The organism is Nocardia sp. NPDC102475, from assembly GCF_055584605.1.
The window spans coordinates 273,599-296,487 of record NZ_JBVJLS010000010.1; the positions used below are offsets into that span (position 1 = coordinate 273,599).

Below are 22,889 nucleotides of genomic sequence, written 5' to 3' on the forward strand. Positions count from 1 at the left end.
AATCCCGCGGTGCGCCTTGCCAAAGCGCGCGACTTTCACGGTGCGTCGTGATCGCACTGCACTTCGAGGTGAATTCACCTCGCGGGGTCGCCCCCGCGCGGTAAAGAGTAGCAGGTTCGTCGAGAATTTGCCGATCTCTTGCCCATTCAATGCTTGCATTTGCCAATCTTGCGAAGATGGGGAGTTGCGGGAACATTGCCGGAAGATGACATTCATTCCTATGTTTGCTGGGCAGCAAACTTTTTGGGATGTGATTGCTCCGTGATCCGTCAATTAATCGTGATCGAACCAACTCGGGTGGACGCCTTCGACTCCGTCCATGGATGATGGGCAGCATGGTCGAACGCCCGCGCGACGAGGCAGGTCGCGCACGTAATCCCCGCCCACGCGACCGGTTCGGGCGGCCGCTGCCGGTCGGCAGCGTCGGCGTGCCGCGAATTCCGGACGACCTGAATCTGCCGCCCCAGCAAACCCTTTCCTTCGCCCAGCAACTGCTGGATGACGGCCTGGCATTCAACGCACACGAGGTATTGGAGGCCGCGTGGAAGAACGGGCCGTTCGCCGAAAGGATGCTGTGGCAGGGTCTGGCGCAATATGCGGTCGGCCTGACCCACATCCAGCGCGCGAATCCGAAGGGCGCGCGCACCCTGCTCACCCGTGCGGTGACCCGGCTGCGCGCCTATGCGGCCGACCGAAACACTGCTGTGCCATACGGAATCGACCGCGCGGGTCTCATCGCGCACGCCGAGGACCTGCTGGCCGCCCTCGACAGCGGAACCTCGATTACCGAAGACCGACTCAAGCCGCGTCTGCTGATCCGGTGACCCGCACCGGAGCCCCTAGCATGGCAAACGTGCCAGTAACCAGAAATCCAGCAGGCAGGTACGCCCCGAGCCCGTCCGGCGATCTGCACATCGGAAATCTGCGCACCGCGGTGCTGGCCTGGTTGTTCGCGCGATCGACCGGACGTCGCTTCGTGCTCCGAATCGACGATCTGGATCGCGTCCGGCCGGGTGCCGAACAGCGCCAACTAGCGGATCTCGCCGCGATAGGACTGGATTGGGACGGCCCCGTAGTCCGGCAGAGCGACCGGCTGCCGCACTATCGAGCGGCCATCGATCGGCTCACGGCGGCCGGGCTCACCTACGAGTGCTATTGCACCCGAAGGGAAATCCAGCAGGCCGCGACCGCACCGCACGGACCGCTCGGCCACTATCCGGGCACGTGCCGTGATCTGACCGAAGCCGAGCGGGCCGCGCATCGCACCGACGGACGCCCGGCCGCGCTGCGGTTGCGTGCGCACGCAACCGAATTCGAGATCACCGATGAATTGCACGGGCGCTACCGCGGGCCCGTCGACGATGTCGTACTGCGCCGCGGCGACGGAATTCCGGCGTACAACCTGGCCGTCGTCGTCGACGATGCGGAGCAGGGCATCGATCAGGTGGTCCGCGGTGACGATCTGCTGCCGTCGACGCCACGACAGGCCTATCTCGCGACGCTGCTCGACCTTCCGGTCCCGCACTACGCACATGTGCCGCTGGTGCTGAATGCCGCGGGCAAGCGACTGGCCAAACGCGACGGCGCGGTGACACTCACCGATCAGCTCGCCCTCGGCAACACACCCGATCGGGTCGCGGCCGCACTGGCCAGTTCCCTGGGCTATCCCCCGGTTTCGCCCGCCGAACTACTCGACGGGTTCGACCCGGCCGATCTGACCCAGGAACCGTGGATACTCGATGAGAATGGGTTGTTGCAACCCGCGCGATGTCCGTAACGTACGCAATCGACCGATCTACTGATCACTGACGAGGACACACATATGACAAGCGGTGGCTACGACCCCAACCAATATCCGCAAGGCGGGCAACAATACCCAGGCGGACAGCAGTACCCGCAGGGTGGACAGCCCCAGTACGGCCAGCAGCCGCCGCAGTACGGACAACAGCCCCAGTACGGCCAGCAACCGCCGCAGTACGGTCAGCAGCAGCCGCAGTACGGACAGCAGCCGCAATACGGACAGCAGCCGCAGGATCCCTACGGCCAGCAGCAGCCCTACCCCCAGCAGCCCTATGGCGAGCAGCCGGGATACGGATACGGCGGACAGCCCGGTGATATCGGAGCCCGCATCGGCGCCCGCGTCATCGATCACCTGATCGTCAGCATCCCGGTCTACGTCATCATCTTGCTCATCCTGGGCTCCGGACTCGGCGGGCAGATCGTGACCGGTCTGGTGGGCGCGATCGCGTTGCTCGGGTACTTCGTCGGCATGGAGACCTCGCAGGGCACCACCCTCGGCAAAAAGATCGTGGGCCTCAAGGTCGTCGCCCCCGGCGGCGCGGCGAAGATCACCCCGGAGGTTTCGCTGAAGCGCAACCTCTATGTCGCCCTCGGCATCATTCCGTGCATCGGTGGCCTGGCCGAGCTCGGCCTGATCATCTACATGATCATCACCACCTCGCAGGACCCGAACAAGCAGGGCTGGCACGACAAGTTCGCCGGTGGCACCCAGGTCGTCAAGGCCTGATCGCATACCCTGGATACAGCTCAGGGGCGCTCCCGAAATCGGGAGCGCCCCTGAATGTTTTCAAGTCCTATGTCGTCGAGAGCGCGACGTTGAGAATCACGTAGACGATGGCAAGCACGATGCCGCCCGCGCCCACCCAGATACCGGCCAGCGCCAGGCCGCGGCCCTCCTGTCCGCGCTCCTTGATCTGGTTGAGCGCGATGACACCGAGCACGATCCCGACGATCGAACCGATGCAGGTGCACAGCCCGACCACCGAGGCGACCAGCGAACCGATCGCGAGTCCATTAGTGCCCTGGGCCTGCTGCGGATAGCCATACGGCTGATACGCGCCCGGATAGGCCGGGGTCTGCGGGTACGGCTGCTGCGGGCCGGCGACCGGCTGCTGCGGATAGCTCGGGTACTGCGACTGCGGCTGAGGTGGCGGCGTCGGAGCCGGCTGCTGCGGGTACTGCGGCGCGGAAGGGTACTGCGGCGCCGAGGGGTACTGCGGTACCGACCCCTGGGAGCCAGCCTCCGGCGACACGCCTTCGCCGCCGTACTGTTTCCACCATTCGTCGGAATCGCCGGGATTCGTCATTGGTACAGCCTATTCCACAACCTGGTTGGATGAAGCGCGTGAGTGAGTCCAAAACAGTCGAAGAACACCCAGAATCTGGGGGCCCCGCGGCGGCCCACGCGGCATTCGCCGTCGCCGCGCGGGGCTACTACACCCCCGTCGTCGCCCTGTTCACCGCGACGCTGATCATCTCGAATATCTGCGCGACCAAAGGCGTCCAATTCTTCACCGATCATTCGGTGAAGCTGGGCCCGGTCGAGATCCTGCCGATCTCCACCGACGGTGCGTGGTTCCTGTTCCCCCTGGCCTACATTATCGGCGACGTCCTGAGCGAGGTGTACGGCTTCAAAGCCGCCCGCCGGGCCATCTACTACGGCTTCGCCATCCTGCTGCTCGCGGTCGTCTGCTTCAAGATCGCCATCGAGCTGCCCGCCGCGACCTTCTACGACAATCAGGAAGCCTTCCGATCCGTCATCGGCACCACCCCGCAGCTCGTCGCCGCGGGCCTGGCCGGGTATTTCGTCGGCGAGATGCTGAATTCGGCCTCGCTGGTATTTATCAAGGAGAAGACCAAGGAGAAGCACCTGTGGGCGCGGCTGATCGGCTCCACGGTCGTCGGCGAATTCGGTGACACGCTGATCTTCTGCTCGATCGCGGCCACCGCCATCGGCATCGACAGCTGGGGACAGTTCGTGAACTACGTGATCGTCGGCTTCGTCTGGAAGACGCTCGCCGAGGTCATCGTGCTGCCGATCACCTACCGGGTGATCGCCTTCCTGAAGAAGCACGAACCGAGCTACGCGCCACGCGAAACTCCCGCGCTCCTGAGCTGAATTATGTGACGCGGCAGGCCCGCTCGGAACTTGACCACGACGGAGCGAGTCTTACGAGCGACCGTTCGCGGCCCGTCTCGCGTCCGAGTCGTCGAAGCGCATGCGCCGCAGGCGCGAGTCTCGACGACTCGGACGCGAGACAGTAGGGGGCCGCGAACACGCAGCGCCGCAGGCGCTGCAATCAGGCAGAGCTGCGACCTTTCCAGCGACCTAGCGTTTCGGCCTTGTACTCGTCGAAGCAGCCGCCCTCGATGCTCTCGCGAATCCGGTCGACGAGCCGAATCGTGTAGCGCTCGTTGTGAATTGTGCACAGCGTCGAGGCCAGCATCTCCTTGGCCTTGAACAGGTGATGGATATAGGCGCGGGTGTAGTTCGCGCAGGTGTAGCAGTCGCAGGTGTCGTCGATCGGGGTGAAGTCGCGGCGGAATCTGGCGGTATTGATATTGAATCTGCCCTCGGCGACATAGATCGCCGCATTGCGCGCTACCCGGGACGGGTTCACACAGTCGAAGGTGTCCGCTCCGTTCTCCACCGCGACGAAGATGTCCTCCGGTTCGCTGATGCCCAGCATATGCCGCGGCTTGTCCTCGGGCAGTTCATCGCAGCACCAGCCGACGATGGCGCCGAGATTGTGTTTCTCCAGCGCACCGCCGATGCCGTAGCCGTCGAAACCCGTTCCGGCACTGCCGCGCAGCGATTCCAGTTCCCGACAGGCCTTGCGCCGCAGGTCTTCGTACTGTGCGCCCTGGATCACCGCGAACAGCGCCTGATATGGGCGATGCGTGCGCGCGGCGGTCAGGCATTCGTGCTCGTCGATGCAGCGCTGCGCCCATTCGTGCGTGCGCTGCAGCGACTTCTCCTGGTAGGCACGGGTATTCAGCAGGGTGGTCAGCTCGTCGAAGGCGAACATGATGTCCGCGCCGAGTTGATGCTGGATGCCCATCGAAACCTCCGGGGTGAACCGGTGTTTCGAGCCGTCGAGATGCGAACGAAAGGTGACGCCGTCATCGTCGACGGTGGCCAAGCGCTCTTTGCCCTTGGCGATCACGTCATCGCTTCGGATGTCGACCGCCTCCATGGCCAGCACCTTCTTGAAGCCGACACCCAGCGACATCACCTGGAAGCCGCCGCTGTCGGTGAAGGTCGGGCCGGGCCAGTTCATGAATTTGCTCAGCCCACCCGCCTCGTCCACGATGTCCGGGCCCGGCTGCAGGTACAGGTGGTAGGCATTCGCCAGCAGCGCCTGCGCGCCGAGTTCCTTCATGGTCTCGGGCAGCACCGCCTTCACCGTCGCCTTGGTGCCGACCGGAATGAACGCGGGCGTCGCGATATCACCGTGCGGTGTGCTGATCACGCCCGTTCGACCGTGTCGCCCCGGGATACGGGTACCGACGGTGAACGAGAAAGCTCCAGGATCAGCCACGCTGTACATCCTCTCAGGCACGCCGCAGTGCCCCGCACCATGCTGTCGCACAGTCGGCAGCTATGCGATGCCGCGGCTCAGGCCTCGGCGGCGGCCGCGGCGAACTGGGCGTTGTAGAGGCGGTAGTAGGCGCCGCGTTCTTCGAGGAGGCGCTCGTGATTGCCGTGTTCGACAATGCGGCCCGCCTCCATGACGACGATCAGGTCGGCGTCACGGATGGTGGACAGGCGGTGGGCGATGACGAAGCTGGTGCGGTCCCGGCGCAGGGCCGCGGTCGCGTGCTGGACCAGCGCCTCGGTGCGAGTGTCGACCGAACTCGTCGCCTCGTCCAGCACCAGGATGGACGGCTTGGCCAGGAAGGCGCGGGCAATGGTGATCAGCTGCTTCTCACCAGCGCTGACGCCCGAGCCCTCCTCGTCGATGACCGTGTCGTAACCGTGCGGCAGCGCGTGTACGAAGCGGTCGACATAGGCGGCGCGGGCGGCCTCGAGAATATCCGCCTCGCTGGCATTCGGATTGCCGTAGGCGATGTTCTCCCGGATCGTGCCCTTGAACAGCCAGGTGTCCTGCAACACCATGCCGATCCTGGAGCGCAGGTGATCGCGGGTGATCTCGGTGATATCGACGCCGTCGATGGTGATGGTGCCCGCGTCGAGTTCGTAGAACCGCAGCAGCAGATTCACCAGCGTGGTCTTGCCCGCACCGGTCGGACCGACGATGGCGACCACATGTCCCGGTTCGGCGACCAGCGACAGCCGCTCGATGACCGGCGTCTCCGGTTCGTAGCGGAACGACACCGCCTCGAACTCGACCCGGCCGCGATCGACCGGACGGGTGTTCTCCATGACCGGATCCGCCGACTGCTCCTCGGCATCGAGGATCTCGAAGATCCGCTCGGCCGATGCGACACCGGATTGCAGCAGGTTGGCCATCGCACCGATCTGGGTCAGCGGCTGGCTGAACTGCCGGGAGTACTGGATGAAGGCCTGCACCTCACCGAGCGACAGACTGCCGGTCGCCACCCGCAGCCCGCCGACCAGCGCCACCAGCACGAAGTTCACATTCCCGAGGAACATGATCGCGGGCATGATCAGACCGGAGATGAACTGCGCCTTGAAACTCGACTCGTAGAGATCGTTATTGCGCTTGTCGAATTCCTGACCGACCTCGCGGTTGCGGCCGAATGCGGTGACCACCTCGTGCCCCGTGAAGGCCTCCTCGACCTGGGCGTTCACCATGCCGGTGTACTTCCACTGGTTCACGAAGTGCGGTTTGGAGCGTTTGGCGATCTGCGTGGTGACCACGATCGCGGCGGGCACGGTGAGCAGAGCGATCAACGCGAGCAGCGGCGAAATCCAGAACATCATGATCAAGATGCCGACCACCGAGAACAGCGAAAGGATCAGCTGGCTCATGGTCTGCTGCAGGGTCTGCGACACATTGTCGACGTCATTGGTGACGCGGCTGAGCAGGTCACCGCGCGGTGTGGAATCGAAGTAGCGCAACGGAAGTCGATGGATCTTGTCCTCGACATCGCTGCGCAGCCGCTTCACGGTGCGGTTGATGACGATATTGAGCAGGAAGGACTGCAGCCAGCTGAAGACCGCGGAGCCGATGTAGAGCACCAGCACCAGCATCAGCACCCGGCCGACCGCACCGAAATCCACACCGACACCCGGGGTGACATCCATCGCGCCGAGCATGTCGGCGAAGGTGTTGTTACCGGCGGCCCGCAGGCGCTGAATCGCCTCTTCTTTGGTGATGCCACTCGGCAATTGGCGGCCGACGACACCATCGAAGACCACGTTGGTGGCTTTGCCGAGGATATAAGGGCCGAGCGTATTCAGCACCACCGAGATGATCGCGAGCCCGACGATCAGGCCGACGTACACGCGCTCGGGCACCAGCCTGCGCAACAGTCGCTGCAGCGACGGGCCGAACGATTTCGCTTTCGCGTCCGGCGCACCGGGATTCACCGCTCCGGGTCTCATCGGATCTCCTCCCGCCGGGTCCGATACCCGTCACCGCTCGCACCGGGCGGCGATACGTTGCGCTTGGCGAGCACGACGGCCTCATCGGCGCCGAGTTGTGAGGCGACGATCTCCTGGTATTCCGCGCAATCGCGCATCAGCTGCTCATGGGTGCCGATTCCGGCCATCACGCCGTCCTCGAGCACCACGATCTGATCGGCATCGCGGATGGTGGTAACCCGTTGCGCCACAATGACTACCGAGGCATCCCTGGTCTCCGGCCGCAATGCCTCGCGAAGCCGGGCATCGGTGGCGACGTCGAGGGCGGAGAACGAATCGTCGAACAGGTAGACCCGCGGCTTCTTCACCAGCGCTCGTGCGATGGCCAACCGCTGACGCTGACCACCCGAAACGGTCGTGCCGCCCTGCGCGACAGGCGTTTCCAGACCCTGCGGCATATCGCGCACGAAGTCGGCGGCCTGAGCGATCTCCAGACATCGCCACAGTTCCTCGTCGGTGGCGTCCGGATTGCCGTAGCGCAGATTGCTCGCGATGGTGCCGGAGAACAGATATGCCTTCTGCGGCACCAGCCCGATCTGTTCGCGCAGCACTTCGAGGTCGATATGACGCACATCGGTGCCACCGACGTAGACCGCGCCATCGGTCACATCGATGAGCCGGGGAATCAGATTGAGCAGCGTCGTCTTGCCCGCGCCGGTGGAGCCGACGATCGCCGTGGTCGTACCCGGCTCGACCTGGAACCGGATCGCGGACAGCACCGGCTTCTCCGCACCGGGAAAGGCGAATTCGGCGAATTGCAGATCTACCTGCGCCGGATCGCCCTGGAGCGGCTGCGGCAGCCGCGGCGGTAGCACCGAGGTTTCGGTCTCGAGTACCTCACCGATCCGGTCGGCCGAGACGGCCGCGCGCGGCGCCATCATGGCCAGGAACGAGGCCATCATGACGGCCATCAGGATCTGCATGATGTAGGACAGCATCGCGGTGAGCGAGCCGATCTGCATTTTGTCTTCGTTGATGAGATGTCCGCCGAACCAGATCACCCCGACGGCGGTGATATTGCTGATCAGCATCACCAGCGGGAACATCAGCGCCATCAGCCGCCCGACTCGCAGCGAGGATTCGGTGAGTTCGGTGTTGGCCACGCCGAAGCGCCAGGTCTCCTGGCGTTCGCGCACGAACGCGCGCACCACGCGGATGCCGGTGATCTGCTCGCGCAGCACGCGGTTGACCTCGTCGATCCGGTGCTGCATATCGCGGAAGCCGGGCACCATCTTCGCCACGATGACACCCATCGAAATGGCAAGTGCGGGCACGGCGATGAGCAGCAGCCAGGACAGCCCGCGGTCCTCGCGCAGCGCCATGAAGATGCCGCCGATGCACATGATCGGCGCCATCACCAGGATGGTGGCCGACATCACGATCAGCAGCTGAACCTGCTGAATATCGTTGGTATTGCGGGTGATAAGCGAGGGCGCCCCGAACATGCCGACCTCGCGCGCGGAGAAGGTGCCGACCCGGTGCAGCACCGCGCCGCGCAGATCCCGACCCGCGCCCATCGCGGCCTGCGCGCCGAGGTAGACCGAGCAGGCCGAGGCGATGATCTGCACGCCGGTGACGGCGAGCATCCACAGACCGGTGGTCCAGATGTAGCCGATATCGCCCTTGGTGACACCGTTATCGATGAGGTCGGCGTTCAGGGTCGGCAAGTACAGCATCGCGATGACCGAGATGAGTTGTAGGCCGACGACGCCCGCCAATTGGGCCCGGTAGGGGGCCAGATGAGTGCGAAGCAGTCTGATCAGCATGATGAAAAGGAGGCTACCGGCAATCCGCGCGGTCCGTCGCGAACATTCCTGACCAGCAGCGATGTTCACGCGCGAGGCTTTCGGCCGGTGTGCTTCGATTCGAATTATCGTCGCGCCCAGGCACCGGGATCCTCGGTGAGTGTGCCGACGAATCCCGGCAGCCCGTCCTGCGCGATGTCATCGATCGAGACATTCTCCAGCACCGCACGAATATTCACCCGCAGCGCGATCCACACCCGCTGCAACGGTTCGGCCGCACCCGGATATCGCACATCCTCTGGACGCTCGCCGCGCACCGAGGCCAGCGGGCCCTCGATAGCGCGGATCACATCGGCGATGGAGATCTGCGCGGCCGGGCGGGCCAGCCAATAGCCGCCGTCCGGGCCGCGCCTACTGGTCACCAGATCAGCTCTGCGTAATTCGGCGAGGACGGTCTCGAGGACCTTGGGCGGGATATGCTGCGCGGTCGAAATCGCCTCGGCCTTCACCACCGGGGCGACCTGCACGGCGATCCGATCCGACGCACGGTGGATCTGCGGTGCGCGGGCGATCTCCAATAGGGTCCGCACCGCGTAATCGACCCTCGCGGTGATGTGCACGGCGGCTACTCCCTGGCCTCTTCGGTGTTCGAACGAATCTACGCGGTGTGGCCGCCGGTCAGTACACAGGTGGCCGCGTCCAGCAGTGTGCGTTCCACCACGGAATCCTGCACGCCGGGCACGAGTTCGGTGGACAACAGCGCAACCCCGAGCACTTCCAGTGCCGCACTGGCGCGCAGCTTGGCGACATCGTCGGCGCCGGGTCCGGCGAGCCATTCGCGCAGCACCCGAGTGGAATCCAGCATGTCCGGATAGCGGTCGGCCATGACATTTATGATCGCGACGGTGTCGCGGACGCACAGCGCACCCGCGTCGCGATGGCGGATCATGCCGCGCAAATAGGCGCGCAGCACGGCGCGCACGCCCTCCTCGTCGTGCGGGACGGCATCGATATCCTCGATCACCGAGCGCATGTGATCGACGATCGGATCGACGATCGCCAGTAACAGATCTAACTTCGAGGCGTAGTGATAGTAGAGCGAAGCCTTTGTGATTCCTACCGCATCCGCGACCTCGCGCAGGCTCGTCTGTTCGAAACCCTTGGCCCCGAACAGCTTTACCGCAGCGTCGCGAATGGCCATTTTTGTGCCGCCACCTGCGACAACAGCGTCGCCCGCGTCACGAACAATCATGGGATGATCCTCTCACCACTTATGCGCCGAGCTAACGTTGCCACCAGAATTGAGGTTGTACCTCCGCTTAGCTCCTGGGTAGTCTACCTACCGCACGGTAGGCAGAAAGCGTCAATTGGAGGCGGGGCCGGCAGGGCAATCCCCGCGAGTGCTTGTCTACGCGCCACGAATCAGCACGTAACCAGCCATCCGTAGTGACTGCTTGCAGGTCGCTCGAAAAGGTCAGCTAGGAGAACCCTTTCGTGTCCGTTTATCTGTATAGATGGGGAAAGTTCGCTTTCCGCAGGAAATGGATAGTGCTTCCGGTCTGGATTGTCCTGTTCCTGCTGCTCGGCGGCCTAGGCGCGCAGCTCAAGGAGCCGATGACCAATGACTTCAGCATGCCGGCGCTGCCGTCCGCCCGTGCCAACGACATTCTCGACAAGCACTTTCCCGGCGCCTCCGACGCCTTCAAATTCGACGCCGTCACCGGCACCTATGTCATTGCCGCACCCGATGGGCAGAAGCTGACCGATCCGGCGAACCGGGCGGCGCTGGAAGCCTTCATCGCCAAGCTCGGCACGCTCGACATCGTCGACCACAGCAAGCCGGTAATGGATCCGCTCGAGGCCGCCGAGAAGTCGGGCTGCATCACCGACCCGGATCCGTCCAAGTGCAGTGGCGCACCGCTGAACGTGCTCAGCAAGACGGCGCCCGACTCGGTCGCGTTCTTCAGCGTCCCGTTCACCATCAAGAAGTTCACCGACGTCACCGACGAGCAGCGCGAAGCGGCCTACAACGTCGCAAGCGATGCCCGCAATGCCGGGCTGCAGGTGGAGATGAGCGGCTCGATCGCGCAGAAGAACGAGGGACCGAGCGGTAAATCCGAGCAGATCGGCATGGGCATCGCGCTGGTCGTCATGATCATCGCCTTCGGCGCCATTGTCGCCGCCTTCGTGCCGATCATCACCGCGATCGTCGGTCTCGGCGCGGCCACCTCGCTGATCTTCCTCGGTACCTCGATCATCGAGGTGCCCAGCTTCACCACCTTCCTCGCGTCCATGATCGGCATCGCGCTGTCGATCGACTACGCGCTGTTCATCGTGTCGCGCTACAAACATGAACTGGCAGTGCAGGATTCGCCGGAGGAGGCGGCCGGTACCGCACTCGGCACGGCGGGTTCGGCAGTGGTGTTCGCCGGTCTGACCGTCATCATCGCGCTCGGCGGACTCAGCATCGTCGGCGTCCAGTTCATGACGTTCATGGGTTTGGGTGGTGCGATCGCCGCGGCGTTCGCGGTGCTCACCGCCATCACGCTGATGCCCGCGCTGCTCGGCGCGTTCGGCCGGTTCCTGTTCAAGCCGAAGCTGCCGATCGTGGCCCAGCACGATCCAGAGGACGACAAGTCGGTCACCAACGGCATGCGCGTCGGCCGTTTGATCGGTCGGGCGCCCGCGGTGACGCTGCTGCTCAGCGTGGTCGTGCTCGGTCTGCTCGCCGCACCCGCCGCCGGTCTGAACCTCGGCCTGCCGGGCGATGACAGCCAGCCGAAGACCTCCACCATCCGCAAGGCCTACGAACTGCGCACCGAGGGCTTCGGCGAGGGCAGCAACGGCGTGCTGAATGTCGCGGTCGACCTCACCAATGTGCCCGCCGACCGGCGCGAGGCCGCGGTGAACGCGCTGCGGTCCAAGCTCGCGTCGTACCCGGGCATGGATTACGTGACCGAGCCCAAGTGGAGCGGTGAGGACAAGGCGGGCGCACTGCTCGACGGCGTGCCGAAGTCGGGCCCGAACAACCAGGCCACCAAGGATCTGGTCAGTGACGCCCGCGATGCCGAAGCGCAGATGCAGTCCGAGTACGGCATCGAATACGGCATCACCGGCACCACGGCGATCTTTGCCGATGTCGACCATGTGCTGCTGAGCAAGATCGTGCCGTATCTGGCGATCGTGGCCGGTGCCGCATTCCTGCTGCTGATCCTGGTATTCCGCTCGATCCTGGTGCCGCTGACCGCGGCGCTCGGCTTCCTGCTCTCCATGGCGGCCACCTTCGGCGCGACCGTGCTGATCTTCCAGCAGGGCAAGCTCGGGCTGATCGAGGATCCGCATCCGCTGGTCAGCTTCCTGCCGATCATGCTGATCGGTCTGGTGTTCGGCCTGGCCATGGATTACCAGGTGTTCCTGGTGACGCGGATGCGCGAGGAATTCGTCGACGGCAAGTCGCCGAAGGAAGCGATGATCGCCGGTTATCACCATGGTGCCCGAGTCGTCACCGCGGCCGCGGTCATCATGATCTCGGTGTTCGGCTCCTTCCTGCTGGAAACCGACATCACCGCGAAGTCGATGGGTTTCGCACTGGCGGCGGGCGTATTGATCGACGCGTTCATCGTCCGGATGGTCGTGATCCCATCGCTGCTGGTGCTGATGGGCAAATGGTCCTGGTGGATTCCGAAGTGGCTGGATCGGATCCTGCCGAATATCGACGTCGAGGGCGCGAAGCTGCGTGAGCTGCAGCAGCGGTCCGCGGAGACGGTGAAGGTGCCCGTCGGCGTGAGCTGATCGGAACGCCCTGCTCGGCCCCGCACCCGGATTCGGGTGCGGGGCCGAGTGCTGCGACAGCCGGTGCAGAGCGGCTGCGCTTCGAATTCGGAACGCTCCCACTGGAATTCGCCGATGACAACTCGAATTCCGGTGGGAGACCGGGCATTACTGGCTGGGCTCCGGGAGGCTACATTCCTCGACCTTCGGGTTCACACCCATATAGTTGAGCGGACCGGCCAGCGCCGTCACGGCAATGGTGCCGAAACCAGCACAGTTGATCGGAGCGCTGTCAAAGTTGTGGCGCTGACCTGCGGCGACAACGCCGACGACCAGCCAGATCATCAGAAGCATTGCAAACAGTCGCGCACCAGCGGAAGACGCCGGTCTCGGATGGGTCACACGCTCGCGCATCGTCATCGCTTCCTTTCGCACTCGCGTACCACCTCGGATACCCGCACGCGAGACGATCACTCTCCGGCCGGATGAGCGCTTGTGCCGATCACCACAGATCGGGCATCGATCGGCAAGGTAAGCACCGTTTTCGAGAAACCGACCAGTCCATTGTCATTTACTTAGGACCCCTAGCTTTCGGGCTGTGAAGGTTCAGCCACGCGCGGCTCGCGCGGGTGCCCGCGCCCAACCTCATCCTCGCCGCTATGGTCAGTATCCAGCTGGGTGCGGGCTTGGCCAAGTATCTGTTCGAAATCATCGGCGCCAGCTACCGCGGCAAGCGTGCGTCTGGCCTTCGCGGGCGCCATCGCACTGCTGCTGTGGCGGCCCTCGCTGCGCGTCGACCGCGCGGCACTACCCGGCATCATCGGCCTCGGTGTCGCCGTCGCCGGGATGAATCTGTGTTTCTATGCCGCTATCGAACGCATACCCCTCGGTATGGCGGTCACCCTGGATTTCCTCGGACCGCTCACCGTTGCGGTCATCGCCTCGCGTCGCCCGCGTGACAGCTACCCGTCGCCTTCGCGAACGCGAGCCCGGAACTGTTCGATCCCCTGGTGCTCGCCGCGCTCGCCGTTGTCGCGGTGCTCTCGTCGCTGGTGCCGCATGCCATCGAACTCGAAGCGCTGCGGCGGATTTCGGCCGCCACCTTCGGTGTGCTGACGAGTCTGGAACCAGCGGCCGCGGCCGCGGCGGGACTGCTTTTGCTCGGCGAAGATCTCGCGCTCGTCCAGTGCGCCGGTATCGGCCTCGTCATCATCGCCTCGGCGGGCGCTTCCGGCAGTTGTTCGACGAAAGCTCCTGAGCCACAACGGAATCTGGAGCCGGTGCCGATCTAGGGACTCGGTTGGGGGACATTGCAGTCGGCGATCTTCGGGTTCACGCCCATGTAGTTGAGCGGGCCCGCGAGGACGGTCAGGGCGATCGTGCCGAAGCCCGCACAGTTGATCGGACCGCTGTCGAAATAGTGCCGCTGCCCCGAGGCGACAACGCCGACGACCAACCAGAGCACGATCAGCACGCTGCCAAGTTTCATCTCGCCCATATCTCTCCCGCAAACCGCGCGCACGGGTTTCAGCGAATTATGGCATCTTGCCGGGCGCGGGCGGGCGCGCCCGACCGCACGGCATGTCGCCGCCCGGCAGAGCACGCCCTGAGCCCTGAGGGTGGCCGAACCCTCGGAACTCAGCCCTCACGCATTACTGGCTTGGTTGGGGCACATTGCAGTCGGAGATCTTCGGGTTCACGCCCATATAGTTGAGCGGACCGGCGATCACCGTCACCGCGATCGTGCCGAAGCCGGCGCAATTGACCGGACCGCTGTCGAAATAGTGCCGCTGCCCCGCGGCAACGACGCCGATCACCAGCCAGATCAGCACCAGCAGACTGCCGAATCGAAAATAGGGCTCTCTCATCTAACTCTCGCGAATCAATCGCGCGCGGCTCGTACTGCACCGCATCATCGCTGCGCACCCTCCCCGCGCTTACCTAATCGCCGTATACCCGCCCGCCGCCAACTTACCCAGGAACTCCACAGTCGGCGGAATCGTTGCTGCCGCATGGCGGATTTCCTGGGCTGGTCCATCCCTGGCTGGGTCCTACTGCTGATGGCCGTCGCCCTCTACGAAGCCCTGACCCGAAAACGCCGCACACGCCGCAACCCCGTCTCCGGCACCTTCGCCGACGAGTTCACCGCCATGTTCTACGGGACGAAGCGGATGGAACTGGACCACCGGGACTCGGTGTCGATGCTGCGCGACGAGGATGCACAAGGTGCGCCGCCTCGGGTCGGGGTCGACCTGGACCGGCAGACCGTTGTCCTGCGGCGGCAGGATTCGGAGCAGTAACCAGACCGAAATCGGTTGCGCGATCAGTGAGCAACTTCTGCGGCCATGCGCATTACCATCGAGGTATGGGTGGTATGAGGATCCAAATTGCCGTCCGACGTCCAGAAGTGGTCACGTTCATCGATGCGCACAGCGACAATCGGACCGCGAGCGTCGTGGAGGCGCTGAAACGTGTCCAACGCCGCAGGTTGGCCGAAGCCGAAGCGATCACCATCGGTGTGCGCCAGGCTTTCCCGAACGCGAGCTAGAGACGATCGGTCCCCCGGACCCGGCCGGAAAGCTGCGCTGGGTCCACGCGAGAACTCGTGCCTGTACTGCTGAATCGGGTAGCGGTAGTAGCGATTACCGTCACCACGGCGGTGGGGTCGCTCGAAAGAGGCTCGGCGGCAATCGGGTACGTCACGAATCGGCATGCGCCCCGGCAGTGTCGGCGAACCGGCAGCCGCTTGCCCACGAGCCTCCGATGCCCTGCACGTCGGGATGGCAACTCCGGGATCCAGGCTGACCTGGTTCATACGAGCCCTTCACCGCGACATATCCGAATGGGCGACGAAATTGCCGTCATCACGCTGGGCGAGCAGCTGCGCGAGGCTCGTCCGGCCGCCGCTGAACCATAAGTCGGCAAGAAAAAGCCCCTCACCTGCGCTAACAGGTGAGGGGCTTTGCGGTGGCGGAGGGATTTGAACCCTCGGAGGGGGGTTACCCCTCACACGCTTTCGAGGCGTGCTCCTTAGGCCGCTCGGACACGCCACCGCCGACAACCATACCGGACGGGGGGCGGATCGCTAAATCGGCTGTAGCGGGGTGGGAGGGGTCAGCGCTGGGTGCGGAAGAAGGCGTCGAGGAGGGCCGCGCACTCGGCTTCGAGGATGCCGCCGCGGACTTGCGGGCGGTGATTGAGACGGCGGTCACGAACTACGTCCCAAAGGGAGCCGACGGCACCGGTTTTCGGTTCCCAGGCGCCGAAGACCAGGCGGCCGACGCGGGCGAGCACCAGGGCGCCCGCGCACATAGTGCAAGGCTCCAGGGTTACCGCGAGCGTGCAGCCTTCCAGACGCCAACCGTCGCCGACGACGGCGGCGGCGCGGCGCAGGGCGAGGATCTCGGCGTGCGCCGTCGGGTCGCCGAGGGCCTCCCTGGCGTTGGCCGCGCGCGCGAGCTCACGGCCGTCGGCATCGAAGACGACGGCACCGACCGGTACGTCGCGATCACCCGCATCGGCTGCGGCGGCGATCGCGACGCGGACCATGTCGGTGTCGTCGGTGAGCAGGCTCACGTCAGCGCGGCAGCTTGTCCAGCACGGCCGTGAGTTCGTTGGCGAAACCGAGCCGCTGGGCGATCATGCCGAGCTGCTCATCCGGATAGAGATCGGTCTCGGCGAGGATCACGCTGAGCACGGGTTCGGGCAGGCCGAGGTCGGCGAGGACGCCGAGGTCGCCCTCCTCCCACGGCTCGATATCGTCGAGTTCGTCCGGATCGATGTCCGGAATTTCGACATTGAGGGCCTCGAGGACATCGGCCGCGATGTCGTAGTCGATCGCGGCCGTCGCATCCGAGACCAGCATCCGGGTACCGCTCGGCGCGGGCCGGAGCACGATGAAGAACTCGTCATCGACATCCAGCAATCCGAACACCGCACCGGAACTGCGCAATGCTTTGAGTTCTGTTTCCGCCGCGGACAGATCGGTGAGCGCGGCCTGACTCAGCGGACTACACCGCCATTGTCCTTCTTCGCGGACAACCGCCACTGCGAACCCTTCCACGTCGTCGTAATCATCCGACGCAGCCTTGTTCGTGCCCGAGCGCTGTGCTGCCATGCCGCAACGGTAGTCGGCTCGAGCCGAAATGTTGAAGTCGTATGCGAATCTGTTCCGATGACTCCTGACCAGAAAGCACCAGTGTGTGTCCTCGGGACAGGCTTGATCGGCGGTTCACTGCTGCGCGCCGCGATCGGCGCGGGCTATGACGCGTGGGGTTACAACAGGTCAGAGGCGGGTGCGCAGGCCGCGCGGGCGGACGGATTCGATGTCACCGGGGACCTGCTCGGGGTGCTGACCCGGGCCGCAGATACCGATGCGCTGATCGTCGTCTCGGTGCCGATGCCCGCGGTGGACCACATCCTCGCCGAGGTGGCCACCTTCGCGCCGCACTGCTCGCTCACCGATGTGGTGAGCGTCAAGGCGCCGGTGGCCGAGGCGGTGCGTCGGCACGGGCTCGCGGCTCGCTATGTCGGCGGGCACCCGATGGCCGGTACCTCCGAATCCGGTTGGGCGGCTACCGATCCCGGCCTGTTCCGTGATGCGGTGTGGGCGGTCGGCGTGGATGATGGCACCCATCCGGAACCGTGGCTTCGGGTGGTGCGCTTGGCGCTCGCCTGCGGTGCGGTGGTCACCCCGGTGGTCGCGGACGAGCACGATCGGGCGGTGGCCCGGATCTCCCATCTGCCGCATGTCCTGGCCGAGGCGCTGGCGGTGGCCGGTGCGGCGGGCGGCGATCTCGCGCTCGGACTGGCCGCGGGCTCGTTCCGCGACGGCACCCGAGTCGCCGCCACCGCCCCCGACCTGGTCCGCGCCATCTGCGAACCGAACGCCACCGCCCTGCTCGACGTACTGGAGGAGACGCTCACTGTGCTCGGCGCGGCCCGCGACAGCCTCCGCGACGAAGGCACCCTGGTCGACCTCGTCGAAGCCGGGCACGACGGCCGGGAACGCTATGCAACCACCCAGCGCTGGGAGATCACCGATATCCGCCCCGGCGACCACAACTGGCTCGAGGCGCTGCGCGAGGCAGGCCAGCGCGGCGGGGTGATCACCAAATTGGACTGATCGCAACGCGAGGGCCCGAATACCGAGGAGACAGCCTGCGCCGCGCTCGCGAGCGCGGCGCAGGGAATCACCGTCCGACCCTGCGACATGCAAACCGAAGCGGCCGGGTGCTCACGAAGCTGGAGCGACCCGCCCACGCGCAGGTCAAATGCGCTCGGCAAGACCCGGGTAGTCGAGGAGGAAACCGTCGGCGTCGACGGTGACGGTGGCGCTGGAGACGGGAGAAAGCACGCTGATGCCGGTGGCGCCGCTGCTGTAGGTGAGGCTGGCTTCTTGGACCAGGAGGTCGGGGAGGCGGACGTAGACGACCGGGACCTGGATGTTGTCGACGCCGTTCTGCAGGCTGAAGCGGCGGATGGGGAGGGTGTTGAAGAACGGGCTGAGTACGACGTCGACGTCGAGGGCGCCCGCGAAGGTGGAGCGGACGTGGCCGCCGCCGGCGTCGACGAGCCAGTAGTTCTCCTCGTCCCTGGCGATCGAGGCCTGGCGTTCCCCGGCAGCGGTGGTGCTGCGCAGGGATAGCCGCTTCGTGACGCCGTTCTCGTCGGTGACCAGGTCATACGACGCACTGAACGCGGGATGGTCGGCGCATTCGCCGCCGATCATGCGACCGGCGGCACGGATGCGGTTGCCATTGAGCGTCACGCGGACGGACTCCATCCGTGACGCGTTGTGCGCGCGCCACGTGAGGATCGCCGGCCACCGCGATGTCGCCGGCTGGCTGTCGGGGCCGAGGTCTGAGTTCGTCACGTATCTACCGTAAGCGACGCACGCGCCTTGCCCGCATCACACCAGCGACTCTCGCCATGCGGCGTGCAGGGTGGCGAACCGGCCGGTGCCCTCGATGAGCGCGCTCGGCGTGCCGTCCTCGACGATCCGACCCGATTCCAGCACCAGCACGCGGTCGGCGATGGCGACCGTGGAGAGCCGGTGCGCGATGATCACGGCGGTGCGATCGCGCAGCACCGTCTCCAGCGCGCGCTGGATCTGCCGCTCGCTCGGAATGTCCAGGCTCGAGGTCGCCTCGTCCAGCACGATCACCGCCGGATCCGCGAGGAACACCCTGGCGAACGCAACCAACTGCCGCTGTCCTGCCGACAATCGCCCACCGCGTTTGCGCACGTCGGTGTCGAAGCCCTCGGGCAGCGCGGTGACGAACTCGTACAGCCCGACCGCGCGCGCCGCCGCGAACACCTCCGCATCACCGGCCTGCGGCCGGCCGAGCCGAATATTGTCGGCCACCGATCCGGAGAACAGATACGACTCCTGCGTGACCATCACGACATTGCGCCGCAGATCCGCATCGGACAACCGCCGCAGGTCGATACCGTCCAAGGTCACCGTGCCGCCCGACGGGTCATAGAACCGCGTCAACAACTTGGCCAAGGTGGACTTGCCCGCACCGGTCGCACCGACCAGCGCGATCACCTGCCCGGCCGGAATCTCCAGCGAGAACTCCGGCAACACCGGACGCGCTCGACCGCGCTCCTCGGATTGCGGCACAACACCTTCGGCCTCGGCAGCTGCCACACCGCCAAACGTCGAACCAGCCGCGCTCAGCAGCGCCGCACCAGGGCTGTCCGAAACGATCTCGGCAGCCGCCACGCCCCTCGGCGTCGGCCCAACCGCGCTCGACTGCACACCCCTGGGGCTCTCCGATCCGATCTTCGCGAGCGAGCGACCAGTGGATTCCGACAGTTCGAGATCGGCATGCGGGGTGCCATCCACCGCGGACCCACCCCCGCGGGACAACACCGCATCGGAGCCTTCCACCACCGTGCCCGAATCCGAGTGAGCGAGTATCGCATCCGACGATTCGGAGGACGCCGGGGCTGGAGATCCGTAGCCGAACCACACTCGGTCCATCCGCACGGCACCGGTCGCCTTCGCCAATGTGATCGGCTCCTCCGGTTCCCGAACCGAGGGTTCCTCCTCGAGCACACCGGAGATCTTCTCCAGCGCGGCCGCCGCGGACTGGTAGGCATTGAATACCTGGGCGAGTTCGTCGAGGGGACCGTAGAACTCGTTGAGGTACAACAGGTATGCCGCGAGAACGCCGACCGCGAGGTTGTCCTCGATCACCTGCCGGGCGCCGACCACGATGACGATCACCGTGGTCAGATTGCCGAGCAGGCGGGTGAGACCGGCATAGTCGCCCATGCCGCGCATCGCGGCGGTGGTCGCCTGGAAGTATTCGGCGTCCTCGGTTGCCAGCACCGATTCGTTGCGGGTCTCGCGACGGAAGGCCTGCACCGCGCGCATGCCACCCATCGACTCCACGAACTGCACGACCACTTTCGCGATGGCGCCGCGGGTGCGCCGGTAACCCGCTCGCTGCCTGCGCTGTGCCCAGCGGGTGACCAACACCAATGGCACGAATCCGAGCAGCACGATCGCGGCGAGGGTCTGATCGAGGTAGATCAGCAGCACCGCGATGGTCAGCACCGAAAGGATCGCGCTCAGTGCCTGATTCAGCGCGCTCTCCAGCAGCTGCTGAAGAGTTTCGATGTCACCGGTCAGTCGTGCGACGACCTTGCCGGAGGTGTACTGCTCGTGGAAGGCCACGCTGAGCCGCTGCATATGGGCGAACAGCCGGACCCGCAGATCGAAAAGCACACTCTGGCTGAGTCTTCCGGAGATCCGCAGGAAGACGAAGGTGGTGCAGACGCCGACGCCGACCGCACAGAGGTAACCCGCGACGGTGCGCGCCAAGGGCGCCCAGTTCCCAGCGACGCCCTCGGCGATGCCGACGTCGAGCCCGTGCGCGACGAACAGCGGCGCCGACACCATCGCGGCATTGTCGAGCACGATCAGCAGCAGGGCGAAGACCGCGAGTTTGCGGTAAGGCCGGACCAGGCTCAGCAGCAGGCGCCGAGATCGACCGGCCAGCACCAGATTTCCGGTCTCGGTGACCGCCTTGTCCTCATTGGCGATGCCGCGCCAGTCGGCGACCTCATCGCGGTCGGCCGAATCGTCGGCGGGGACAGCGGTTTCGGTGGTGGTCATGATTCACCTCCCATCAGTTCGCGGTAGCGACTGCTGGTTTTGAGTAGTTGATCGTGAGCGCCTTCGGCGACGATCCGGCCGTCGGCGAGCAGCGCCACCCGGTCGGCCAGCGCCGCTGTCGAAGGGCGGTGCGCCACAAGCAATGTGGTGGCACCGGACAGTACTGTGCGCAGCCGTTCCTGTACGCGCTCCTCGGTCTCCACATCGAGTGCGGACAGCGGGTCGTCGAGCACCATGATCCGAGTCCGCTCCCCCGCGCTTTCGCGCGCGAGCACCGCGCGGGCCAGGGCCAGCCGCTGGCGCTGACCACCGGACAGGCTCAGCCCCTGTTCACCGATTCGGGTATCCAATCCCCACGGCAGGTCGTTCACGAAATCGGTGGCCTGGGCGACATCCAGCGCGCGCCGCACATCGTCGTCGGTGGCCTCCGGATCGCCGAGCGCGACGTTCTCCCGCACACTCGCCGAGAACAGCACCGGCTCCTCGAATGCCACCGAGACCAGCGAACGCAGATCGGACACCCGCATCGACGCGATATCGATGCCGTCGATGGTGATGGCACCGCCGGTCACGTCGTAGAGCCGCGGAATCAGGTTGAGCAACGCCGTCTTGCCGCTCCCGGTCGCGCCGACCAGCGCCACCGTCTCACCGGGGCGCACTTTCAGCGAAATATCGTGCAGCACTTCACCCTTCGCGTCAGGAAAGGCGAAACGCACACCGTGCATCGTCAGTTCGCCGACGATCCGCTCCGGCAGTGCTACCGGATCCGCGGGATCGGTGATTTCGACGGGGGTGTCGATGATCTCCCAGAACCGGTCCGCTGCCGTGCGCGCATCGTTCCACTCGGCGAGCAGGAAGCCGGTCCAGATGATCGGCCACTGCAGGAAGGTCGCCAGCGTGATGCTCGCGACCACGGTGCCGAGCGTCATCATCTCGTGTGCGACGGCGTAACCGCCGTAGCCGAGCGCGAAGGCGATGGCCAGCTGCGGCAGGCACACCATCGCCGACCAGAGCGTGGCGTCCAGCCGCACCTTGAGGAGTTCGGTCTGCTGCAGTTCCCGTGACTGCGCCGTGAACCGCCCGCCGAAGAACGCACCGCGACCGAATGCCTTCAGCACCCGGACGCCCTGCGCGGACTCCTCGGCAGTGGTGGCCAGGTCACCGGCCTGATCCTGCGAGCGCCGCGACGCAACGCCGTAGCGCCGCTCGAACCGCAGGCAGACGTAGGACAGCGGGATCGCGAGGACCGCGAAGGTCAGCCCGATTTGCCAGCTCAGCGCGAACAACACCACCAGACCGATCGGGATCACGATGAAGTGGATGATCAGGAACGGCCCCGCGAATGCGACGAACCGCTTCATGGTGCCCATATCGTCGACCGCGCGGGAGAGCAACTGGCCGGACTCCCAGGCATCGTGCCGTCCGATCGAGAGCGTCTGCAGTTTGCGGAAGATCTTGGCGCGCATATCGATTTCGAACTGGGCCGCGGGCTTCGCGATCAGCCACCGCCGACCCCATACGCCGCACGCCTCCAGCAGACCGAGCGACAGCACCAGCAACACCGGAAACACGACGCCGCCGAAATCGCGCCGCTGGATCGGGCCGTCGATAATCCGCGCGATGACCAGCGGAAGCATGATCGACGTCAGGGTGGCGAGCACCGCGAGCGTGGTGGCCCCGAGCAGTGTGAACCGATGCGGCCGCAGATACGGCCAGAACCGGCGAAGCGATTGCAGGCGGCCCGGCACCGCGGCGGCGGCGGGCCGCTCCGGTCTGTCGACCTCCGTGTCGGCCAACGGCGTATCGAGCGTGACGGACAAAGCTCCCCCTCGTGATCGTCTTGGATTGGCTGTGTCGCGAACGGATCCCC

The 22,889-nt window shown here is 65.4% G+C and carries 22 protein-coding genes, 1 tRNA gene and 1 pseudogene; 9 read left to right on the top strand and 15 right to left on the bottom strand.

Going from position 1 to position 22,889, the window contains the following annotated elements; all coding sequences use genetic code 11:
• Positions 1–335: 335 nt before the first annotated feature.
• The 3 genes from ACZ60G_RS20345 to ACZ60G_RS20355 are packed head-to-tail and all read left to right on the top strand — an operon-like array spanning position 336 to position 2,527.
• Positions 336–824, top strand: coding sequence for a DUF309 domain-containing protein (locus ACZ60G_RS20345; protein ID WP_465811578.1), 489 nt, complete (start codon positions 336–338; stop codon positions 822–824).
• Positions 825–844: 20 nt separating this feature from the next.
• On the top strand, positions 845–1,777 hold the full coding sequence (gluQRS, locus tag ACZ60G_RS20350) for a tRNA glutamyl-Q(34) synthetase GluQRS (protein ID WP_465811579.1): 933 nt from the start codon (positions 845–847) through the stop codon (positions 1,775–1,777).
• Positions 1,778–1,822: 45 nt separating this feature from the next.
• Positions 1,823–2,527 carry an RDD family protein gene (locus ACZ60G_RS20355; protein ID WP_465811580.1) on the top strand — a complete coding sequence of 235 codons (705 nt, stop codon included), beginning with the start codon at positions 1,823–1,825 and terminating at the stop codon, positions 2,525–2,527.
• 67 nt (positions 2,528–2,594) lie between these two features.
• On the opposite strand, the gene ACZ60G_RS20360 is transcribed toward ACZ60G_RS20355, so the two are convergent.
• On the bottom strand, positions 2,595–3,107 hold the full coding sequence (locus ACZ60G_RS20360) for a DUF4190 domain-containing protein (RefSeq protein ID WP_387294078.1): 513 nt from the start codon (positions 3,105–3,107) through the stop codon (positions 2,595–2,597).
• 29 nt (positions 3,108–3,136) lie between these two features.
• On the opposite strand from ACZ60G_RS20360, the gene ACZ60G_RS20365 reads away from it, so the two are divergent.
• On the top strand, positions 3,137–3,919 hold the full coding sequence (locus ACZ60G_RS20365) for a queuosine precursor transporter (protein WP_465811581.1): 783 nt from the start codon (positions 3,137–3,139) through the stop codon (positions 3,917–3,919).
• A 181-nt stretch (positions 3,920–4,100) separates the two neighbouring features.
• On the opposite strand, the gene tgt is transcribed toward ACZ60G_RS20365, so the two are convergent.
• From tgt to ACZ60G_RS20390, 5 genes are all read right to left on the bottom strand, one after another.
• Positions 4,101–5,351 carry a tRNA guanosine(34) transglycosylase Tgt gene (tgt, locus tag ACZ60G_RS20370; RefSeq protein WP_465811623.1) on the bottom strand — a complete coding sequence of 417 codons (1,251 nt, stop codon included), beginning with the start codon at positions 5,349–5,351 and terminating at the stop codon, positions 4,101–4,103.
• A gap of 68 nt (positions 5,352–5,419) precedes the next feature.
• Positions 5,420–7,333 (bottom strand): ABC transporter ATP-binding protein, encoded by a 1,914-nt coding sequence (locus ACZ60G_RS20375; RefSeq protein WP_465811582.1) that lies wholly within the window; start codon positions 7,331–7,333, stop codon positions 5,420–5,422.
• Entirely contained in the window at positions 7,330–9,138 is a 1,809-nt protein-coding gene (locus ACZ60G_RS20380; RefSeq protein WP_465811583.1) for an ABC transporter ATP-binding protein, read from the bottom strand. The genes ACZ60G_RS20375 and ACZ60G_RS20380 overlap by 4 nt, the downstream gene beginning before the upstream one ends.
• Positions 9,139–9,242: 104 nt before the next feature.
• Positions 9,243–9,737: an RrF2 family transcriptional regulator gene (locus tag ACZ60G_RS20385; protein WP_465811584.1), complete on the bottom strand. Its 495-nt coding sequence runs from the start codon at positions 9,735–9,737 to the stop codon at positions 9,243–9,245.
• Positions 9,738–9,775: 38 nt separating this feature from the next.
• Positions 9,776–10,369: a TetR/AcrR family transcriptional regulator gene (locus ACZ60G_RS20390; protein WP_465811585.1), complete on the bottom strand. Its 594-nt coding sequence runs from the start codon at positions 10,367–10,369 to the stop codon at positions 9,776–9,778.
• A 242-nt stretch (positions 10,370–10,611) separates the two neighbouring features.
• On the opposite strand from ACZ60G_RS20390, the gene ACZ60G_RS20395 reads away from it, so the two are divergent.
• The gene (locus ACZ60G_RS20395) at positions 10,612–12,909 is read left to right on the top strand and encodes an MMPL family transporter (protein ID WP_465811586.1); all 2,298 of its coding nucleotides are present in this window, start codon (positions 10,612–10,614) and stop codon (positions 12,907–12,909) included.
• 147 nt (positions 12,910–13,056) lie between these two features.
• Here the strand turns inward: ACZ60G_RS20395 and ACZ60G_RS20400 are convergent, their stop codons facing one another.
• Complete coding sequence (locus tag ACZ60G_RS20400) at positions 13,057–13,242, bottom strand: hypothetical protein (RefSeq protein WP_465811624.1); 186 nt, start codon at positions 13,240–13,242, stop codon at positions 13,057–13,059.
• 629 nt (positions 13,243–13,871) lie between these two features.
• Here ACZ60G_RS20400 and ACZ60G_RS20405 point away from each other — a divergent pair.
• Positions 13,872–14,180, top strand: a pseudogene (locus ACZ60G_RS20405) (EamA family transporter); the annotation flags it as partial.
• Here the strand turns inward: ACZ60G_RS20405 and ACZ60G_RS20410 are convergent.
• On the bottom strand, positions 14,177–14,377 hold the full coding sequence (locus tag ACZ60G_RS20410) for a hypothetical protein (RefSeq protein WP_063047073.1): 201 nt from the start codon (positions 14,375–14,377) through the stop codon (positions 14,177–14,179). The pseudogene ACZ60G_RS20405 and the gene ACZ60G_RS20410 sit on opposite strands and share 4 nt — an antisense overlap.
• A 163-nt stretch (positions 14,378–14,540) precedes the next feature.
• Positions 14,541–14,756, bottom strand: coding sequence for a hypothetical protein (locus tag ACZ60G_RS20415; protein WP_063047047.1), 216 nt, complete (start codon positions 14,754–14,756; stop codon positions 14,541–14,543).
• 144 nt (positions 14,757–14,900) lie between these two features.
• On the opposite strand from ACZ60G_RS20415, the gene ACZ60G_RS20420 reads away from it, so the two are divergent.
• Complete coding sequence (locus ACZ60G_RS20420; RefSeq protein ID WP_465811587.1) at positions 14,901–15,188, top strand: DUF6191 domain-containing protein; 288 nt, start codon at positions 14,901–14,903, stop codon at positions 15,186–15,188.
• 74 nt (positions 15,189–15,262) lie between these two features.
• Positions 15,263–15,436, top strand: coding sequence for a hypothetical protein (locus ACZ60G_RS20425; RefSeq protein WP_465811588.1), 174 nt, complete (start codon positions 15,263–15,265; stop codon positions 15,434–15,436).
• Between the two features lie 417 nt (positions 15,437–15,853).
• On the opposite strand, the gene ACZ60G_RS20430 is transcribed toward ACZ60G_RS20425, so the two are convergent.
• The 3 genes from ACZ60G_RS20430 to ACZ60G_RS20440 form a co-directional block, all read right to left on the bottom strand.
• A tRNA-Ser gene (locus ACZ60G_RS20430) sits at positions 15,854–15,941 on the bottom strand.
• Between the two features lie 61 nt (positions 15,942–16,002).
• Positions 16,003–16,437 carry a nucleoside deaminase gene (locus tag ACZ60G_RS20435; RefSeq protein WP_465811625.1) on the bottom strand — a complete coding sequence of 145 codons (435 nt, stop codon included), beginning with the start codon at positions 16,435–16,437 and terminating at the stop codon, positions 16,003–16,005.
• A 28-nt stretch (positions 16,438–16,465) separates the two neighbouring features.
• Positions 16,466–17,005: a tRNA adenosine deaminase-associated protein gene (locus ACZ60G_RS20440; RefSeq protein ID WP_465811589.1), complete on the bottom strand. Its 540-nt coding sequence runs from the start codon at positions 17,003–17,005 to the stop codon at positions 16,466–16,468.
• 57 nt (positions 17,006–17,062) lie between these two features.
• Between ACZ60G_RS20440 and ACZ60G_RS20445 the strand changes: the two genes are divergently transcribed.
• On the top strand, positions 17,063–18,013 hold the full coding sequence (locus ACZ60G_RS20445; RefSeq protein ID WP_465811590.1) for a prephenate dehydrogenase: 951 nt from the start codon (positions 17,063–17,065) through the stop codon (positions 18,011–18,013).
• 144 nt (positions 18,014–18,157) lie between these two features.
• Here the strand turns inward: ACZ60G_RS20445 and ACZ60G_RS20450 are convergent, their stop codons facing one another.
• The 3 genes from ACZ60G_RS20450 to ACZ60G_RS20460 all read right to left on the bottom strand — a co-directional run bounded on the left by ACZ60G_RS20450 (position 18,158) and on the right by ACZ60G_RS20460 (position 22,839).
• Entirely contained in the window at positions 18,158–18,673 is a 516-nt protein-coding gene (locus ACZ60G_RS20450) for a putative glycolipid-binding domain-containing protein (RefSeq protein ID WP_465811626.1), read from the bottom strand.
• A 126-nt stretch (positions 18,674–18,799) separates the two neighbouring features.
• The gene (locus tag ACZ60G_RS20455; RefSeq protein ID WP_465811591.1) at positions 18,800–21,019 is read right to left on the bottom strand and encodes an ABC transporter ATP-binding protein; all 2,220 of its coding nucleotides are present in this window, start codon (positions 21,017–21,019) and stop codon (positions 18,800–18,802) included.
• Positions 21,016–22,839, bottom strand: a complete 1,824-nt coding sequence (locus ACZ60G_RS20460) for an ABC transporter ATP-binding protein (protein ID WP_465811592.1) — start codon at positions 22,837–22,839, stop codon at positions 21,016–21,018. Before ACZ60G_RS20460 ends, ACZ60G_RS20455 begins: the two co-directional genes overlap by 4 nt.
• Positions 22,840–22,889: the final 50 nt, after the last annotated feature.

What these genes read in the sequence shown, in the direction of transcription:
- ACZ60G_RS20345 (WP_465811578.1), top strand. Translation starts at nt 336, where the DNA reads ATGGTCGAACGCCCGCGCGACGAGGCAGGTCGCGCACGTAATCCCCGC.
- gluQRS (WP_465811579.1), top strand. Translation starts at nt 845, where the DNA reads ATGGCAAACGTGCCAGTAACCAGAAATCCAGCAGGCAGGTACGCCCCG.
- ACZ60G_RS20355 (WP_465811580.1), top strand. Translation starts at nt 1,823, where the DNA reads ATGACAAGCGGTGGCTACGACCCCAACCAATATCCGCAAGGCGGGCAA.
- ACZ60G_RS20360 (WP_387294078.1), bottom strand. Translation starts at nt 3,107, where the DNA reads ATGACGAATCCCGGCGATTCCGACGAATGGTGGAAACAGTACGGCGGC.
- ACZ60G_RS20365 (WP_465811581.1), top strand. Translation starts at nt 3,137, where the DNA reads ATGAAGCGCGTGAGTGAGTCCAAAACAGTCGAAGAACACCCAGAATCT.
- tgt (WP_465811623.1), bottom strand. Translation starts at nt 5,351, where the DNA reads ATGTACAGCGTGGCTGATCCTGGAGCTTTCTCGTTCACCGTCGGTACC.
- ACZ60G_RS20375 (WP_465811582.1), bottom strand. Translation starts at nt 7,333, where the DNA reads ATGAGACCCGGAGCGGTGAATCCCGGTGCGCCGGACGCGAAAGCGAAA.
- ACZ60G_RS20380 (WP_465811583.1), bottom strand. Translation starts at nt 9,138, where the DNA reads ATGCTGATCAGACTGCTTCGCACTCATCTGGCCCCCTACCGGGCCCAA.
- ACZ60G_RS20390 (WP_465811585.1), bottom strand. Translation starts at nt 10,369, where the DNA reads ATGATTGTTCGTGACGCGGGCGACGCTGTTGTCGCAGGTGGCGGCACA.
- ACZ60G_RS20400 (WP_465811624.1), bottom strand. Translation starts at nt 13,242, where the DNA reads ATGCTTCTGATGATCTGGCTGGTCGTCGGCGTTGTCGCCGCAGGTCAG.
- ACZ60G_RS20410 (WP_063047073.1), bottom strand. Translation starts at nt 14,377, where the DNA reads ATGAAACTTGGCAGCGTGCTGATCGTGCTCTGGTTGGTCGTCGGCGTT.
- ACZ60G_RS20415 (WP_063047047.1), bottom strand. Translation starts at nt 14,756, where the DNA reads ATGAGAGAGCCCTATTTTCGATTCGGCAGTCTGCTGGTGCTGATCTGG.
- ACZ60G_RS20420 (WP_465811587.1), top strand. Translation starts at nt 14,901, where the DNA reads ATGGCGGATTTCCTGGGCTGGTCCATCCCTGGCTGGGTCCTACTGCTG.
- ACZ60G_RS20425 (WP_465811588.1), top strand. Translation starts at nt 15,263, where the DNA reads ATGAGGATCCAAATTGCCGTCCGACGTCCAGAAGTGGTCACGTTCATC.
- ACZ60G_RS20435 (WP_465811625.1), bottom strand. Translation starts at nt 16,437, where the DNA reads ATGGTCCGCGTCGCGATCGCCGCCGCAGCCGATGCGGGTGATCGCGAC.
- ACZ60G_RS20440 (WP_465811589.1), bottom strand. Translation starts at nt 17,005, where the DNA reads ATGGCAGCACAGCGCTCGGGCACGAACAAGGCTGCGTCGGATGATTAC.
- ACZ60G_RS20445 (WP_465811590.1), top strand. Translation starts at nt 17,063, where the DNA reads ATGACTCCTGACCAGAAAGCACCAGTGTGTGTCCTCGGGACAGGCTTG.
- ACZ60G_RS20450 (WP_465811626.1), bottom strand. Translation starts at nt 18,673, where the DNA reads ATGGAGTCCGTCCGCGTGACGCTCAATGGCAACCGCATCCGTGCCGCC.
- ACZ60G_RS20455 (WP_465811591.1), bottom strand. Translation starts at nt 21,019, where the DNA reads ATGACCACCACCGAAACCGCTGTCCCCGCCGACGATTCGGCCGACCGC.